The following is a 16,281-nucleotide window of genomic DNA, read 5'->3' on the forward strand; positions in this document are numbered from 1 at the left end:
GTCAACAGACCCGGCGGATGGTGGTAGAAGCAGCGCCATGACGTCGTTGCAAGCACCCGCCATCCGCCAGCGCAGCGGAATCCCCCCGGCCTGGGCGCGGCTGGCCACGGCCCTGGGCCTGGCCTTGCACCTGGGCACCGCCAGCGCCGCCGCCGCGCCCGCGGCCGGCCCGGCCCCCAAGGTGCAGGCCGTGGCGCATGGCCTGGTCAACCCCTGGGGCCTGGCCTTCCTGCCCGATGGCCGCATGCTGGTCACCGAGCGGCCGGGGCGCATGCGCATCGTGGCCGCCGACGGACGGCTGGGTCCGCCGCTGCCGGGCCTGCCCACCGTGGTGGCCGAGGGCCAGGGCGGCCTGCTCGACGTGGTGCTCGACCCCAAGTTCGCCAGCAACCGCCTGGTCTACTGGAGCTACAGCGAGGCCGCGCAACCCGGCGACCCGGCCGACGGCAACGGCACGGCCGTGGCCCGCGCCCGGCTGGACGGCGCACCGGGCGCCGAGCGCCTGGCCGATGTGCAGGTGATCTTCCGCCAGGCGCCCAAGGTGGCCAGCCGGCTGCACTTCGGCTCGCGCCTGGCCTTCGCCAACGACGGCCGCCTGTTCATCACGCTGGGCGAGCGCTTCACGCGCAAGGACGACGCGCAAACGCTGGACAACACGCTGGGCAAGGTGGTGCGCATCGAGGCCGATGGCCGCGTGCCGGCCGACAACCCGCTGGCCGGCAAACCCGGCGTGCGCCCGGAGATCTGGAGCTGGGGCCATCGCAATGTGCAGGGCGCCGCCATCCACCCCGCCACCGGTGAGCTGTGGACCGTGGAGCACGGCCCGCAGGGCGGCGACGAGCTCAACCTCACGCAGCCCGGCCGCAACCACGGCTGGCCGGTGATCACCTACGGCCGCAACTACGGCACCGGCACCAGGATCGGCGAAGGCACCGAGCGCGCCGACGTTGCGGCGCCCATCGCGCACTGGGTGCCGCTGTCGATCGCGCCCAGCGGCATGGCCTTCCTGACCAGCGACCGCTACCCCGGCTGGAAGGGCAGCCTGTTCATCGGCGCACTGCGCGCCCAGGCCCTGCTGCGGCTGGAGCTCGACGGCAGCAAGGTGCTGCGCGAGGAACGCCTGCTGCAGAACCTGAACGAACGCATCCGCGACGTGCGCCAGGGCCCCGACGGCTGGCTGTACGTGCTGACCGACAACCCCGACGGACGCATCCTGAGGCTGGTGCCATGAGTCACGATCACGACGACCATGACCACCATGGTCACGACGACCACAGCCACCTCGACGAGATGGACCGGCGCGTGCGCGCGCTGGAGACCGTGCTCACCGCCAAGGGCTACATCGACCCGGCGGCGCTCGACGCGCTGATCGACACCTACCAGACGAAGATCGGCCCGCGCAATGGCGCGCGCGTTGTGGCCAAGGCCTGGGCCGACCCCACTTACCGCGACTGGCTGCTGCGCGACGCCACCGCGGCCATCGCCTCGCTGGGCTACACCGGCCGCCAGGGCGAGCACATGGTGGCGGTGGCCAACGGCCCCGGCCAGCACCACCTGGTGGTGTGCACGCTGTGCAGCTGCTACCCCTGGCCGGTGCTGGGCCTGCCGCCCACCTGGTACAAGAGCGCGCCCTACCGCGCCCGCGTGGTGAAAGACCCGCGCGGCGTGCTGGCCGACTTTGGCGTGTCGCTGCCCGAGGGCACGGCCATCCGCGTGTGGGATTCCACCGCCGAGGTGCGGTATCTCGTGATCCCCGAGCGCCCCGCCGGCACCGAGGGCTTCAGCGAGGAACAGCTGGCCGCGCTGGTGACGCGCGATTCGATGATCGGCACCGGCCTGGCCCGCGCACCGGGTCCGGCCGCGGCGGGGGCGGCGACGTGAACACGTTCTACACCTCCTACGCCGACCTGGGCGGCAGGCCCATCACCACGCCGGTGACACCCGAGCCCGAAGGGGCGCTGTGGCACGGCGCCTGGGAACCCAAGGCGCTGGCGCTCACGCTGGCCATGGGCGCCACCGGGCAATGGAACATCGACCAGAGCCGCAGCGCCCGCGAGACCCTGCCCGACTACGCCGACCTGAGCTACTACCAGATCTGGCTGGCCGCGCTGGCGCGGCTGATGGCCGAACGCGGCCTGGCCACGCCCGAAGAACTGGCCAGCGGCACGCTGACACAGCCGCCGCGCCCGGTGGCCCGCGTGCTGCACGCGGCCGATGTGGCCGCCGTGCTGGCCAAGGGTTCGCCCACCGAGCGGCCCGCGCCGCAGCCGCCGCGCTATGCCGTGGGCGCTGCGGTGCGCCCCTGCGCCACGCCGCCGCCGCACCACAGCCGCGTGCCCGGCTACACGCGCGGCCGCGTCGGCACCATCGAGCGTGTGCACGGCGCGCATGTGTTCGCCGACACGCATGCGCAAGGCCTGGGCGAGCGCCCGCAGTGGCTCTACACCGTGGTGTTCGACGGCGCCACGCTGTGGGGCCAGGATGCCCAGCCCGGCACGCAGGTCAGCATCGACGCCTGGGAATCGACCCTGGAGCCCGCATGAACCCACCCGACCTGGCCCTGTGCCCCGGCCTGCCGCTGGGCGGCCAGGGCGATGAAACCACCCCGGTGTTCGCCGCACCCTGGCAGGCCCAGGTCTTCGCGATGACGCTGCAGCTGCACCAGCAGGGCCTGTTCAGCTGGCCCGAGTGGGCGGCCGCGCTCAGTGCGCAGATCCGCCGCGCGCAGGCGGCCGGTGACGCCGACCTGGGCGACACCTACTACCACCACTGGCTGGCCGCGCTGGAAGCGCTGGTGGCCGAGAAAGGCGCGGCCGACCCCGCCACGCTGGCCGCCCATGCCGACGCCTGGGGCCATGCCGCCGAGCGCACACCGCATGGCCAGCCCATCGTGCTGCAGCCCGGGGACTTTCACGCCGACTGAGTCACCGCGGCGGCTCGCCCATCCAGCGGCGCCACGCCCACGCGTCCACCGACAACCGGCCCGGCCCCCACAGCAGCACGCCCAGCAGCAGGCTGCCCCAGAAGAGGTGCAAGTTCAGCGCCGGCTCGGGCATGTCGGGCAGGCTGAGCACGGCCACGACATTCACCACCGACAGGCCCAGCGCCGCGAAGCGCCCACCCAGGCCCAGCAACAGCAACACCGGCAGCACCAGCTCGCCGCCGGTGCCCATCACGGCGGCCACGCCGGGCGGGAGCAGCGGCACGTGGTACTCGTCCTGGAACAGCGCCAGCGTGGTGTCCCAGTCGCGCAGCTTGGTCAGGCCCGACAGGAAGAACACCTGGGCCACATGCCAGCGTGCGGCCAGCTGGGCCAGCGCCTGCGGCCCGGCGGCGGCGCGCTGCACCAGGCCGTGCAGGCGCAGCGCGGCCTGGCGCCAGCCGGCAGGGCGGGCTGCCGCCTGGGAAGAAACCTGCGTCACCATGGTGCGCTCCGGGTGTGTTGGGGGTGGATGACGATGAACCCGTGGCTCAGGCCTGCACGGCCGTGACCCAGCCGGCCCGCAGGGCCTGCAGCAGCCAGGGCTCGAAGGACCAGCCGGCATCGGCCTGCGCGGCCGCATCCAGCGCCGGCCCCAGCGCCTGGCCGGCCAGCACCGCGGCGGTGAAGGCGGCATCGCCGGCCGCCAGCGGCTGCACGGTGGCGCGCCAGCCCTGGCGCCAGACCAGCACCGCCTCGGGCGCGGCCGGGCCGCAACCACCGGGCAGCGCGTCAGGTTCCGCCCGCGCCCGCTGCCACAGCGCGGCCACCGGCCACTGCAGGGCCAGCAGCGTGGTGCCGGGCCGCAGCTGCAGCCGGCGCAGCGGGGCGTCCGGTGCGGCCAGGCCGTCCAGCCCCTCGGGGGGGCCCTCGGGCGCGTCGGCGGCGCGCTCGGCCTGGTGCACGGCCCATTCCAGCCGCGCCAGATCGGCCAGCCAGGGCTGGTCGACCAGCGGTGGCGCCTCGGCGATCAGCACCGGCAGCAGGTCGCCCAGGCCGGTCCAGTCGTCCAGGTCGCCGGCATGGGGCGGTGCGCGGCGCCAGGCCTGGCGCGCCAGCACGGCCGCGGCCTGCGGCCCCAGCGCGCCAGCCAGCACCGAACAGGCGCCGGCCAGCACCCGGTCGGCCATGGCCGCTGCGTTGTCACGGTAGGCCTGCAGCCCCCGCGCCACGCGCTCGGCCGGGCCGGCGCAGGCGCCCTGCAGGGCCTCGGGCGGCTGCTGGCGCCACAGCACCTGCAGCAGCAGCTGCTGGCGCCGGGCTTCGGCGGCCTGCGCGTCGGCGGGGTCGGGCGGTCCGGGTCTGGCCATCGGTGACGTCACCGCGCCGCCAGGCCATGCTGCAACTGCCGCGCCTGGTCGGCCTCGGCCAGCAGCACGTCGAGCGCGGGCAGGTCGGTGTCCCATTCGATCAGCGTGGGCACCGTGCCCAGGCACTGCACGGCATGCACGTAGGCCGCCCACACCGAGGGCGGCACGCGGCTGCCATGGTCGTCGATCACCAGGTCGGGCGTCACGGCGTGGCCGGCCAGGTGGATCTCGCCCACGCTGCCGGCATCCAGCGCATCGACGAAGCCGCAGGCCGTGGCCACCGGGTCCGCGCCGGCATTCAGCGCGTTGACCACCAGGTTGTTCAGGTCCAGCAGCAGCTGGCAGCCGCTGCGCCGCGTGAGGGCATTGAAGAACGCGGCCTCGGGCATCGCGTCGCCCTCGTCGTGCCATTGCAGGTAGGCCGAGAGGTTCTCTACCAGCAGCGGCCGGCGCAGGCGCTCCTGCACCCGCTGCACATTGGCCACCAGGATGTCCAGCGCCGCCGGCGTGAAGGCAATGGGCAGCAGGTCGCTGCCGTGCACCACCGGCCCGCCGGCCTGCAGCGGCGCGCGGGCGAAGCTGGCGTGGTCGCTGACGCGCACGGGCTCGATGCGCCGCACCAGGGCGGCCAGGCGCGCGAGATGCGCCTCGTCCAGCCCGGCGGCCGAGCCCAGCGCCAGCCCCACGCCATGCAGGCTGACCGGGTGGCGCGCCCGGCCCTCGGCCAGCACGGCCAGCGCCGCCCCGCCCTCGGCGAAGAAGTTCTCCGAGTGCACCTCGAGAAAGCCCAGGCCGGACCGCGGCGGCCCGTCGAGCAACTCGCGGTAGTGGGGCTGGCGCCAGCCGATGCCGGTGCTCATGGCTCAGGCCTGCTCGGGCGACGCAGGGCTCACTTCTTGGCCGGCGCCATGGTCTTGCCGCCTTCCTTCTCGCAGGTGCCCTTGGCCACGTACTTCCATTCGTCGGGCGCGTTGTCGGCCTTGGCCTGGCCGGCGCAGCTGTGGCTGCCGCTGGCCGAGGCGCAGTCGTTCTTGCCGGCCTTGGCGATGCCGTAGCACTTCTCCTTCTCGGCGGCCGCGGCGGCGGGGGCGGCGGCGCCCAGCGCCAGAACGGTGGCCAGGGCCGAAGACAGGACGAGACGATGATCCATGGTGAACTCCATCGGAGGTGGGTGTGCCGCCGCAGCGGCGTCACGGGGTTGGCGACAAGGGTGGAACGGTTGTGCGGCCTGCCGCGCTGCCCGCCGGAACGACCGGGTGGCGCGAATCTGACCGACGCAGGCTCTGTCGCGCCAGGCGGTCCGGTCCTTACACTGCGCACGCGAAAAAAACTTCTCCGCCCGGAACCGCCTTGCCGCCCGCCGATTCTGCCCAGCCCGATGTGCCGGCCACCGCGCCGCCAGACACGGTGCCGTTCGCGCAGCGCATCGAGGCCCTGCGCCCGCAGCTGATGCGCTATGCCCGCACGCAGCTGCGCAACGAGGCCTGGGCCGAGGACGCGGTGTCCGACACGCTGCTGGCCGCGCTGGAGAAGCCCGCCGCCTTTGCCGGCCAGTCGCAGCTCAAGACCTGGCTGGTGGGCGTGCTCAAGCACAAGCTGATCGACCAGCTGCGCCGCCACCGGCGCGAGGCCACCACGCTGGATGCCGACGACGCCGAAGACCTCGACAGCCTGCTGTTCGACGCCAGCGGCCACTGGCGCGAGCCGCCGCCCGACTGGGGCGACCCGGCCGCGGCGCTGGGCCAGCGCCAGTTCTTCGAGGTGCTGGACGCCTGCTGCGAGCGCCTGCCGGCGGCCCAGGCCCGCGTGTTCATGATGCGCGAGTGGCTGGAGCTGGACACGCCGGAGATCTGCAAGGAACTGGCGATCACGCCGACCAACCTGTGGGTGCTGCTGCACCGCGCGCGGCTGCGCCTGCGCGACTGCCTGCAGCAGCACTGGTTCGCCCGCGGCGCCTGACGCGGCGCCCCGCCCCACCCTGACGCGAAGACCCGACCATGGCCCTGCTGCGAAAGACCTGCCGCGAAGTCACCGCCCTGGTGCTGCAGGGCCAGGACCGCCCGCTGCGGCCGTGGGAGCGCCTGGGCCTGCACCTGCACTGGCTGGCCTGTGCGGGATGCCGGCGCTTTCGCCGCCAGGCCGGGCTGATGCAGCAGGCCATGGGCGGCTGGCGCCGCTATCGCGACGATTGAGCGGCCCCGCCGGCAAGAAGGCGCGGCAACCGTCACACATCGCCCACCACGTCGTGTAAATGGGCTTGATGCCGGCGGCAAATCGGCCGATCGGTGACAGGTGCTGCGTTGCAGCATCGCAGTCATCAGCACACAAACGACCGGGATGGCCATGATCGCCTTGACACGTGTTTCTGTTCGCACGCGCCAGCTGTGGCTGGCCGCCCTGGGCGCCCTGACCGTCTGCCTGTGCGTGCTGGTGGCGATCGCGGTCACGCGCGAACTCACCCGCAGCAGCCAGAAGGCCTTCATCGCCAAGGACGTGGTGGCCGACATCCTGCCGCCGCCGATGTACCTGATCGAGATGCGGCTGGTGCTGTCGCGTGCGCTGGAGACGTCCATCCCGGTGGACCAGGGCCTGTCCGAGATGAAGCGCCTGCGCCGGGAGTACGAGGAGCGCGTGGCCTGGTGGACCGCCCACCCGCCCTTTGGCCTGGAGGCCGAGCTGCTGGGCGCCCAACACCGCGAGGCCCAGGCCTTCATGACCGAGGCCGAAGCCCTGTTCCGCCACCTGCGCGAGGGCGATCACGAGGCCGCCACCGCCGCGCTGCTGCGCGCCGAGGTGCGCTACCTGCGCCACCGCCAGGGCGTGGACGCCACGGTGAAGGCCGCCACCAGCCTGGCCAGCCAGACCATGCTGGATTTCGAGGAACGCACCGGCCACGCCACCGGCATCCTGCTGGGCCTGGGCCTGCTGAGCCTGGCCCTGCTGCTGGCGCTGGCCTGGGCGATCTCGCAGTCGCTGGTGCGGCCGCTGCGCGAGGCGGTGACCGTGGCCGAGGCCGTGGCCGCCGGCGACCTCACGCACCAGCCCCCGGTGAACGGCAGCGACGAGCCGGCCATGCTGCTGGTCGCGTTGAACACCATGAGCACCCGCCTGGCCGGCACCGTGGAGCGCGTGCGCCTGGCCAGCCTGAAGGTGGGCGCCGCCAGCACCCAGATCGCTGCCGGCAACCAGGACCTTCGGCTGCGCACGCAGCAGCACCAGCAGGAACTGCAGGCCGCCGGCCAAAGCCTGGCCGAGGTGACGGGCTTCGTGCAGGCCAATTCGCAATCGGCCGAGACCGCGCGCGACCGCGCCCAGGTGGTCAACCAGACCGCCGAGCGCGGCCTGCAGGCCATGCGCGACCTGACGGTGCGCATGAGCGGCATTGCCAGCAGCTCGCGCAAGGTGGGCGACATCGTCGGCCTGATCGAGTCCATCGCCTTCCAGACCAACCTGCTGGCGCTCAATGCGGCGGTGGAAGCCGCCCGTGCGGGCGAGCAGGGCAAGGGCTTTGCGGTGGTGGCGTCCGAGGTGCGGCAGCTGGCCGGGCGTTCGTCGGCGGCCAGCCGCGACATCCGCGCGCTGGTGCAGGCCAGCGCGGGCGAGATCCAGGCCGGCGAACAACATGCCGTCATTGCCCAGAGCGCGATCGACGAGATGGTGACGCAGGTGGCCGAGATGAGCCAGCGCATCGGCGAGATCTGGGAGACCACCTTCGCGCAGAGCTCGGGCATCAACCTGCTGGCCGACACCATGCGCACGCTGGCCGACAACGCCTCGTCCAACGTGGCACTGGTGGCCCAGACCACGCAGCTGGCCAGCGAGCTGGAACACCAGGCCGGCGAACTGATCGGCGGGGTGGACACCTTCCGCCTGCCGGCCACGGCCGGCCAGCCCGTGATCGCCTGATCGACGGATCAACCGGTCGCGGCCCGGTCCGCGTTCAGGACAGCGTGCCGCCCGCCACCCGCAGCTCGGCCGCGCCGCTGGCCAGCAGCTCGATCGCCAGCGCGATGCCGCGCACCTGATCGGCCAGCGGCATCGCGCGGCCCAGGCCGTGGCGGGCCGCCTGCTCGGGCAAGGGCGGCAGATGCACGAAGCCAGCCGGCACCCCGGGCCGGCGCCGCAGCCGGTGCAGCAGGCCGAACATCACCTCGTTGCAGACGAAGCTGCCGGCCGACAGCGACAGCTCGGCCGGCAGGCCCGCCGCCTGCAGCCGCGCCACGATGGCCTTGGCCGGCAGCCGCGTGGCCAGGGCCAGCGGCGCACCCGGCACCACCGGCACGTCCACCGGCTGCGCGCCGGCGTTGTCGGGGATGCGGGCATCGACCAGGTTGACGGCCACCCGCTCGACGCTGATGGCGCCGCGGTTGCCCGCCAGGCCCAGGGCGACCACGCCCGCCAGCGCACCGGCCGGCCGCAGCCGCGTGATGGCCGCATCCAGCGCCGCACGCGAGGCACCGAACACGCAGGGCAGCCGCACCGCCACCACGCGCCAGCCACCGATCAGCTGACCATCGAGCGCACGCGCCACCTCCCAGCTGGGATTGATGGCCTCGCCGTCGAAGGGCTCGAAGCCGGTGACGAGCAATTGCCCCTCGCCCGATGCGTCCATCGGTCGATCCCCCGCGGGGATGGCGGGCCGGCTTGCGGACTGAGACCGGCGCTCGGCCCCGCTCACGACTGCGCACCCCAGCCGCCGCCGCCGGGCGTCTCGATCACGAACACATCGCCCGGCCGCATCTCGGCGGTGCCGATGTGGCCCAGCGGCTCCACCGAGCCATCGGCGCGCTCCACGCGGTTGATGCCCGCCGCGCCGGCCGCGCCGCCGGCCAGGCCGAAGGCCGGGTGCACGCGGCCGTTGCTGAGGATGCCGGCCGTCATGGCCTGCAGGAAGCGCACGCGGCGCACGCCGCCATCGCCGCCGCGCCAACGGCCGGCACCGCCCGAACCGCGGCGGATGGCATAGCCCTCCAGCCGCACCGGAAAGCGCCACTCCAGCACCTCGGGGTCGGTGAGGCGCGAGTTGGTCATGTGCGTCTGCACGACCGAGGTGCCATCGAAGCCGCCGGTGATGCGGCCCTGGGCGTCGGTGGTGACGCCCGCGCCCGAGCCGCCCGAGATCGTCTCGTAGTACTGGTGCGCCGCATCGCCGAAGGTGAAGTTGTTCATCGTCGGCTGGGCCGAGGCCAGCAAGCCCAGCGCGCCGAACAGCGCGTTGGTGATGCAGGTGCTGGTTTCCACGTTGCCGGCCACCACGGCGGCGGGCGGGTTCGGGTTCAGCATGCTGCCGGCCGGCACGGTGATCTTCAGCGGCTTGAGGCAGCCGGCGTTCAGCGGGATGTCGTCGTCGACCAGGCAGCGGAACACGTACAGCACCGCGGCCATGGTCACGGCCTTGGGCGCGTTGAAGTTGTTGGCCAGCTGGGCGCTGGTGCCGCCGAAATCGATGTGCGCCTCGCGCGCCGCCGTGTCGACCGTGACGGCCACCTGGATCTGCGCGCCGTTGTCCAGCGGCAGCGTGAAGGCGCCATCCTTCAGCGCGGTGATCACGCGGCGCACCGATTCCTCGGCGTTGTCCTGCACATGGCGCATGTAGGCTTCGACCGTGGCGCGGCCGTAGTGGGCCACCATCGCGCGCAGCTCCTGCTGGCCCTTCTCGTTGGCGGCGATCTGCGCGCGCAGGTCGGCCAGGGTCTGGTCGGGGTTGCGGGCGGGCCATTCGCCGGAGCCGAGCAAGGCGCGCAACTCGGCCTCGCGCAGCTGGCCGTCGCGCACCAGCAGCACGTTGTCGAGCAGCACGCCCTCCTCGGCGATCGAGCGCGAGAACGGCGGCACCGAGCCCGGCGTGATGCCGCCGATGTCGGCATGGTGGCCGCGGCTGGCCACGTAGAACGCGGGTTGAGCTTCGCCATCCAGGTACACCGGCGTGACCACCGTGACGTCGGGCAGGTGCGTGCCGCCGTGGTACGGGTCGTTCAGCACGTACACATCGCCGGGCTGCATGACCGGGTTGCGCGCGATCACGGTCTTGATGCTCTCGCTCATCGAGCCCAGGTGCACCGGCATGTGCGGCGCATTGGCGATCAGCTGGCCCTCGTGGTCGAACAGCGCGCAGCTGAAGTCCAGCCGCTCCTTGATGTTGACCGAGTGCGCGGTGTTCTGCAGCCGCAGCCCCATCTGCTCGGCGATGTTCATGAACAGGTGGTTGAACACCTCCAGCATCACCGGATCGGCCGCCGTGCCCACCGCATGCACCACGGCGCGCGGGCGCACGCGCTGCAGCAACAGCTCACCGCCCGGCAGCACGCGGGCCTGCCATCCGGGCTCCAACACCGTGGTGGCATTGCGCTCGGCGATCACCGCCGGGCCATCGATCTGCGTGCCCGCCGCCAGGGCCTCGCGCTGGTACAGGCCGGCATCGCGCCAGGCATCGGCCTGGCCATCGTCCTGCGCGCAGTGCATGGGCACGGTGGTGATCGGCGCCGGGCGGGAGGCGGGCACGGCCGCAGCGCCGCCGGCCGGCGCGTCAGGCACGGCCTCGGTGGCGCCGATGGCCTCCACCGACACCGCCTCGATGACCAGCGCGCGGTCGGGCATCAGGAACGCGAAGCGCTGGCGGTAGGCGGCCTCGAAGCCGGCGCGCAATTCATCCAGGTGGCCCAGCGGCACGGCCAGCGCGGTGTCGGTGCCCTGGTAGCGCAGCAGCAGGCGGCGCTGCAGGCGGATGCGCTCGGCCGGCACGCCTTGCGCCTGCACCTCGGCCCGCGCGCCCTCGGCCAGCGTGGCCAGCTGGGCCTCGGCCGCGGCCAGGCCATTGCCATCGAGCGGCTGCTCCACCGAGGCCTCGCGCATCGCGATCTGGTCGGCCAGGCCCATGCCATAGGCTGACAGCACGCCGGCCAGCGGGTGGATCAGCACGCGTTCCATGCCCAGCGCATCGGCCACCGCGCAGGCATGCTGGCCGCCGGCCCCGCCAAAGCACTGCAGCGTGTAGCCGGTGACGTCGTAGCCCCGCGCCACCGAGATGCGCTTGATGGCATTGGCCATGCCGGCCACCGCGATGCGCAGCGCGCCGGCGGCCACGGCCTCGGGCGCGGGGGGCTGACCCGTGGCCTGGCCGATCTGCGCCGCCAGGTCGGCGAAGCGCTGGCGCACCACGCCGGCGTCCAGCGGCTCGTTGCCAGCCGGCCCGAACACCGCCGGAAAGTGCGCCGGCTGGATGCGGCCCAGCATCACGTTGGCATCGGTCACGGCCAGCGGGCCGCCGCGGCGGTAGCAGGCCGGGCCGGGGTTGGCGCCGGCCGATACCGGGCCCACGCGCAGCCGCGCGCCATCGAAGGTGATGATCGAGCCGCCGCCCGCCGCGACGGTGTGGATGCTCATCATCGGCGCACGCATGCGCACACCGGCCACTTGCGTGTCGAAGGCGCGCTCGAACTCGCCGGCGTAGTGGCTCACGTCGGTGGAGGTGCCGCCCATGTCGAAACCGATGACCCGGTGCTGATCGGCCTGCTCTGCGGTTCTGACCATGCCGACGATGCCGCCCGCGGGGCCCGACAGGATGGCGTCCTTGCCCTGGAAGCGGTGCGCCTCGGTGAGGCCGCCCGAGCTCTGCATGAAGTACAGCGGCACGCCGGGCATCTGGCCGGCCACCTGGTCGACATAGCGGCGCAGGATGGGCGACAGGTAGGCATCGACCACCGTGGTGTCGCCGCGCGGCACCAGCTTGAGCAGCGGGCTCACCTGGTGCGACACGCTGACCTGCGTGAAGCCGATCTCGCGCGCGATGTCCCCGGCACGCAGCTCATGCGCCGCGAAACGCCAGCCGTGCATGAACACCACCGCGCAGGCGCGGATGCCGGCGTCGAAGGCCGCCTGCAGCGCCGTGCGCAGCGCGGCCTCGTCCAGCGGCTGCACCAGGGTGCCGTCGGCGCCCACGCGTTCGTCGGCCTCGATCACGCGCTCGTACAGCAACTCAGGCAGCACGATGTGGCGCTGGAACAGCTGCGGCCGGTTCTGGTAGGCGATGCGCAGCGCATCACCGAAGCCCCGCGTGGTCACCAGCACGGTGCGGTCGCCCTTGCGCTCCAGCAGCGCGTTGGTGGCCACCGTGGTGCCCATCTTCACGCAGGCCACCTGCCCGGGCGTGATGGCCTGGTGTGGCGCCAGGCCCAGCAGGCGGCGGATGCCCTCCACCGCCGCGTCACGGTAGGCCTCGGGGTTCTCGCTGAGCAGCTTGGCGGTGGTCAGCGTGCCATCGGGACGGCGCGCGACGATGTCGGTGAAGGTGCCGCCGCGGTCGATCCAGAACTGCCAGCGTGCATCGGGGCGGGAAAGGTCGGTCATGCGGCGCTTCGATTCACAGGGAGGTGGCCGCACGGGCGGCCTGGTCGTAGAGACCCGACATGGTGCGCAGCAGGCGCGCCAGCTCGCCGAGGTCGGGGTTGCGGTCGGCATCCAGGTTGGCCACCAGGCAGGCCTCGCGCACCTCGCGGTAGGCCTGCACATGCGCCTCGCCCTGGGGCGTGGGGGCGTAGAACACTTCCTTGCCCTGCTTCTCGGCAGCCACCAGGCCGGCGGCCACCAGCTTCTTCAGCGCATAGGCCACCACATGGGTGTCCTCGTAGTTCAGCACGAAGCAGATGTCGGCCAGCTTCTTGTTGCGGGCACGGTGCTGCAGGTGGTGCAGCACCAGCACGTCGGTGACGGTCAGGTCGGGGCAGCCGGCGGCGGCCATGCAGCGCACGGCCCAGCGCGAGAAGGCGTTCCAGGCCACGATCAGGCCGAACTCCAGCTCCGACAGCTCGACGCTGGCCGGCGACACCAGGTGCGACGACGACACGATGCCCGCCCGTGGTGCGGCGGCCGCGCCGCCGTCGGGTACGGTTCGTGCTGGGGCTCGGCGGCTGGGCATGAGGATATGTACCAAGAACGTTGACGATTTATTGACAATTTATTGGAACCATTCCTAGACTGCAAGTGCACCCTTTCCCCTAGCCTGTCCATCCACACCCGATCCGACACGGAGTCCCGCGATGAGTCTCACGCCCCGCCGCGCCGCGCTGCGCACCCTGCTTGCCACGGCTGCCCTGGCCGCCAGCCTGGGGGCCCAGGCCCAGACCAAGTGGGACCTGCCCTCGGCCTACCCGGCCACCAACTTCCACACCGACAACCTGGTGCACTTCGCGGCCGATGTCGAGAAGGCCACCGGCGGCAAGCTCAAGATCACGCTGCACCCGAACGCCGCGCTGTTCAAGGCCACCGAGATCAAGCGCGCCGTGCAGCAGGGCCAGGCCCAGGCCGGCGAGATCCTGCTGGCCAACTTCAGCAACGAGTGGCCGATCTACGCCGCCGACGGCCTGCCCTTCCTGGCCGACAGCTACGACGAGGCCGCCAAGCTCTACAAGCTGCAGCGCCCGCTGCTCGAGAAGAAGCTGGCCGAGCAGGGCATGCAGCTGCTGTACGCCGTGGCCTGGCCGCCGCAGGGCATCTTCGCCAAGAAGGCCATCAATGCCGGCGCCGACCTCAAGGGCGTGAAGTGGCGCGCCTACAGCCCCAGCACCTCGCGCATCGCCGAGCTGGTGGGCGCGCAGCCGGTCACCATCCAGCAGGCCGAGCTGAGCCAGGCCATGGCCACCGGCGTGGTCGAGAGCTACATGTCCAGCGGCTCCACCGGCTACGACACCAAGACCTACGAGCACCTGAAGTTCTACATGGACACCCAGGCCTGGCTGCCCAAGAACGCGGTGATCGTCAACAAGGCCGCCTTCGATGCACTGGACGCCGCCAGCAAGCAGGGCCTGCTGAAGGCCGCCGCCGACGCCGAGGCCCGCGGCTGGGCCACCAGCAAGGCCAAGAACACCGAGTACCTGGAGCTGCTGAAGAAGAACGGCATGACCATCGTCACGCCCAGCGCGCAGCTCAAGGCCGACATGAAGAAGGTGGGCGACACCATGCTCAAGGAATGGCTCGACAAGGCCGGCCCCGAAGGCAAGGCCCTGGTCGACGCCTACCTGAAGTAAGCACGGAGCCCGGTGACGATGCGCCGCGCACTCGACGGTCTGTACGACGGCGCGGCGGCCCTGGCCGCGCTGGCCATGGTGGGCCTGCTGGGCATGGTGCTGCTGTCCATCGCAGGACGGCAGCTGCACTTCCACCTGCCCGGCACCGATGCCTATGCCGGCTACCTGATGGCGGCCAGCGGCTTCCTGGCGCTGGCGCACACGCTCAAGCGCGGCGAGCACATCCGCGTCACGCTGCTGCTGCAGGCGCTGCAGGGCCGCGCCCGCCGGGCGCTGGAGCTGTGGGCGCTGGCGGCGGCCACCGCGCTGGCCCTGCTGGCGGCCTGGTACAGCGTGCGCCTGGCCTGGCAGTCGCGCGTCTTCAACGATGTCTCCACCGGCAACGACGCCACGCCGCTGTGGATCCCGCAGCTGGCCATGGCCGTGGGCAGCGTGATCCTGGTGATCGCCTTCGTCGACGAGCTGGTGCTCGAGTGGCGCGGCGAGCGTGCGCAGCCCAGCAGCGACGAAGCGCTGCACAACGAGTGATGTGATGAACGATCTCCTCGTCACCGCCCTGCTGATCGCCGCGCTGTTCGCCATCCTCGGCAGCGGCGTGTGGATCGGCCTCACGCTGTCGGGCGTCGCCTGGATCGGCATGCAGCTGTTCTCCAGCCGCCCGGCCGGCGACGCGATGGCGCTCACCATCTGGGGCAGCAGCTCCAGCTGGACGCTGACCGCGCTGCCGCTGTTCATCTGGATGGGCGAGGTGCTGTTCCGCACCCGGCTCAGCCAGGACATGTTCCGCGGCCTGGCGCCCTGGGTGCAGGCCCTGCCCGGCCGGCTGCTGCACACCAACGTGATCGGCTGCGCCATCTTCGCCGCGGTGTCGGGCAGCAGCGCCGCCACCTGCGCCACCATCGGCAAGATGACGCTGCCCGAGCTGCAGCGCCGCGGCTACCCCGACGACATCGCCATCGGCTCGCTGGCCGGCGCCGGCACGCTGGGCCTGCTGATCCCGCCGTCGATCATCATGATCGTCTACGGCGTGTCGGCCGATGTCTCGATCGCCCAGCTGTTCATGGCCGGGGTGCTGCCGGGCGTGATGCTGGCCGTGCTGTTCTCGGGCTGGCTGGTGCTGTGGGCGCTGCTGAACCGCGGCAAGGTGCCGGCGGCCGACGCGCCGATGTCCTTCGGCGCCAAGCTGGCCGAGTCGCGCTACCTGATCCCGGTGGTGCTGCTGATCGCCGCGGTGCTGGGCAGCATCTACGCCGGCATCGCCACCGCCACCGAGGCGGCCGCGGTGGGCGTGGTCGGCGCGCTGGTCCTGTCGGCCGCCCAGGGCTCGCTGAACTGGTCCACGTTCAAGGAGTCGCTGCTGGGCGCCACGCGCCTGTACTGCATGATCGCCCTGATCCTGGCCGGCGCCGCCTTCCTCACGCTGGCCATGGGCTACATCGGCCTGCCGCGGCACCTGGCCGAGTGGATCGGCTCGCTGGGCCTGTCGGCCGGCGGCCTGCTGGTGGTGCTGACCGTGTTCTACGTCGTGCTGGGCTGCTTCCTCGACGGCATCTCGATGGTCGTGCTGACCATGGGCGTGATCCTGCCCACGGTGCAGAAGGCCGGCATCGACCCGCTGTGGTTCGGCATCTTCATCGTGCTGGTGGTCGAGATGGCGCAGATCACGCCGCCGGTCGGCTTCAACCTGTTCGTGCTGCAGGGCATGACCCAGCGCGACATCGGCTGGATCGCCCGCGTGACGCTGCCCTTCTTCTTCCTGATGGTCGCGGCCGTGGCGCTGATCTGGGCCTTCCCCGGCATCGTCACCTGGCTGCCGACGCAGATGCGCAGCTGACCCTGCGAAGCGGCGATCAGGCCGGACCTTCCCCGGCTGATCCCGCGATCGGCCGCCGCCGCGGCTCCTAGCATCGACACAGCGCCTTGCCCGCACGCCCTGTGCGGCCGCGGCGCCTTGCCCGTTCGCGAGGAT

Annotated in this window: 17 protein-coding genes; 10 read left to right on the plus strand and 7 right to left on the minus strand. The window is 72.3% G+C overall.

Annotated features, from left to right (window positions below; all coding sequences use genetic code 11):
- Window positions 1-37: 37 nt before the first annotated feature.
- From AACH10_RS03590 to AACH10_RS03605, 4 genes are read left to right on the plus strand one after another with little or no spacing between them, the layout of a single operon-like run.
- A complete protein-coding gene (locus tag AACH10_RS03590) occupies window positions 38-1,231 on the plus strand; it encodes a PQQ-dependent sugar dehydrogenase (RefSeq protein ID WP_341408984.1) in 1,194 nt (397 codons plus the stop codon).
- Window positions 1,228-1,881 (plus strand): nitrile hydratase subunit alpha, encoded by a 654-nt coding sequence (nthA, locus tag AACH10_RS03595; protein ID WP_341408985.1) that lies wholly within the window; start codon window positions 1,228-1,230, stop codon window positions 1,879-1,881. The genes AACH10_RS03590 and nthA overlap by 4 nt, the downstream gene beginning before the upstream one ends.
- The gene (gene nthB, locus AACH10_RS03600) at window positions 1,878-2,543 is read left to right on the plus strand and encodes a nitrile hydratase subunit beta (RefSeq protein ID WP_341408986.1); all 666 of its coding nucleotides are present in this window, start codon (window positions 1,878-1,880) and stop codon (window positions 2,541-2,543) included. Before nthA ends, nthB begins: the two co-directional genes overlap by 4 nt.
- Complete coding sequence (locus tag AACH10_RS03605) at window positions 2,540-2,923, plus strand: nitrile hydratase accessory protein (RefSeq protein ID WP_341408987.1); 384 nt, start codon at window positions 2,540-2,542, stop codon at window positions 2,921-2,923. The genes nthB and AACH10_RS03605 overlap by 4 nt, the downstream gene beginning before the upstream one ends.
- A gap of 1 nt (window position 2,924) precedes the next feature.
- Here AACH10_RS03605 and AACH10_RS03610 read toward each other — a convergent pair whose 3' ends face one another.
- Genes AACH10_RS03610 through AACH10_RS03625 form a run of 4 tightly spaced genes read right to left on the minus strand, consistent with a single transcriptional unit; the run spans window position 2,925 to window position 5,440 of the window.
- Complete coding sequence (locus tag AACH10_RS03610) at window positions 2,925-3,425, minus strand: DoxX family protein (RefSeq protein ID WP_341408988.1); 501 nt, start codon at window positions 3,423-3,425, stop codon at window positions 2,925-2,927.
- A 46-nt stretch (window positions 3,426-3,471) separates the two neighbouring features.
- Window positions 3,472-4,290, minus strand: a complete 819-nt coding sequence (locus AACH10_RS03615; protein ID WP_341408989.1) for an HvfC/BufC family peptide modification chaperone — start codon at window positions 4,288-4,290, stop codon at window positions 3,472-3,474.
- An 8-nt stretch (window positions 4,291-4,298) separates the two neighbouring features.
- Window positions 4,299-5,150 carry an MbnB/TglH/ChrH family RiPP precursor modification enzyme gene (locus AACH10_RS03620; RefSeq protein ID WP_341408990.1) on the minus strand — a complete coding sequence of 284 codons (852 nt, stop codon included), beginning with the start codon at window positions 5,148-5,150 and terminating at the stop codon, window positions 4,299-4,301.
- 29 nt (window positions 5,151-5,179) lie between these two features.
- Window positions 5,180-5,440, minus strand: coding sequence for a BufA1 family periplasmic bufferin-type metallophore (locus AACH10_RS03625; RefSeq protein WP_341408991.1), 261 nt, complete (start codon window positions 5,438-5,440; stop codon window positions 5,180-5,182).
- Between the two features lie 257 nt (window positions 5,441-5,697).
- On the opposite strand from AACH10_RS03625, the gene AACH10_RS03630 reads away from it, so the two are divergent.
- The 3 genes from AACH10_RS03630 to AACH10_RS03640 all read left to right on the plus strand — a co-directional run bounded on the left by AACH10_RS03630 (window position 5,698) and on the right by AACH10_RS03640 (window position 8,196).
- On the plus strand, window positions 5,698-6,249 hold the full coding sequence (locus AACH10_RS03630) for a sigma-70 family RNA polymerase sigma factor (protein ID WP_341409196.1): 552 nt from the start codon (window positions 5,698-5,700) through the stop codon (window positions 6,247-6,249).
- 38 nt (window positions 6,250-6,287) lie between these two features.
- Window positions 6,288-6,482, plus strand: a complete 195-nt coding sequence (locus AACH10_RS03635) for an anti-sigma factor family protein (protein ID WP_341408992.1) — start codon at window positions 6,288-6,290, stop codon at window positions 6,480-6,482.
- Between the two features lie 151 nt (window positions 6,483-6,633).
- Window positions 6,634-8,196: a methyl-accepting chemotaxis protein gene (locus AACH10_RS03640; protein ID WP_341408993.1), complete on the plus strand. Its 1,563-nt coding sequence runs from the start codon at window positions 6,634-6,636 to the stop codon at window positions 8,194-8,196.
- Between the two features lie 34 nt (window positions 8,197-8,230).
- Here the strand turns inward: AACH10_RS03640 and pcp are convergent, their stop codons facing one another.
- The 3 genes from pcp to AACH10_RS03655 form a co-directional block, all read right to left on the minus strand.
- Window positions 8,231-8,902, minus strand: a complete 672-nt coding sequence (pcp, locus tag AACH10_RS03645) for a pyroglutamyl-peptidase I (RefSeq protein ID WP_341408994.1) — start codon at window positions 8,900-8,902, stop codon at window positions 8,231-8,233.
- Window positions 8,903-8,964: 62 nt separating this feature from the next.
- A complete protein-coding gene (locus AACH10_RS03650; RefSeq protein WP_341408995.1) occupies window positions 8,965-12,636 on the minus strand; it encodes a hydantoinase B/oxoprolinase family protein in 3,672 nt (1,223 codons plus the stop codon).
- A 13-nt stretch (window positions 12,637-12,649) separates the two neighbouring features.
- Entirely contained in the window at window positions 12,650-13,204 is a 555-nt protein-coding gene (locus tag AACH10_RS03655; RefSeq protein WP_341408996.1) for a winged helix DNA-binding protein, read from the minus strand.
- Between the two features lie 121 nt (window positions 13,205-13,325).
- On the opposite strand from AACH10_RS03655, the gene AACH10_RS03660 reads away from it, so the two are divergent.
- From AACH10_RS03660 to AACH10_RS03670, 3 genes are read left to right on the plus strand one after another with little or no spacing between them, the layout of a single operon-like run.
- Window positions 13,326-14,312, plus strand: a complete 987-nt coding sequence (locus AACH10_RS03660; protein WP_341408997.1) for a TRAP transporter substrate-binding protein — start codon at window positions 13,326-13,328, stop codon at window positions 14,310-14,312.
- Window positions 14,313-14,330: 18 nt separating this feature from the next.
- Entirely contained in the window at window positions 14,331-14,840 is a 510-nt protein-coding gene (locus AACH10_RS03665; protein WP_341409197.1) for a TRAP transporter small permease, read from the plus strand.
- Window positions 14,841-14,844: 4 nt separating this feature from the next.
- Complete coding sequence (locus AACH10_RS03670) at window positions 14,845-16,146, plus strand: TRAP transporter large permease (RefSeq protein ID WP_341408998.1); 1,302 nt, start codon at window positions 14,845-14,847, stop codon at window positions 16,144-16,146.
- Window positions 16,147-16,281 lie beyond the last annotated feature (135 nt).

It is taken from the genome of Pseudaquabacterium inlustre (genome assembly GCF_038066595.1).
Classification (GTDB): Bacteria; Pseudomonadota; Gammaproteobacteria; order Burkholderiales; family Burkholderiaceae_C; genus Pseudaquabacterium; species Pseudaquabacterium inlustre.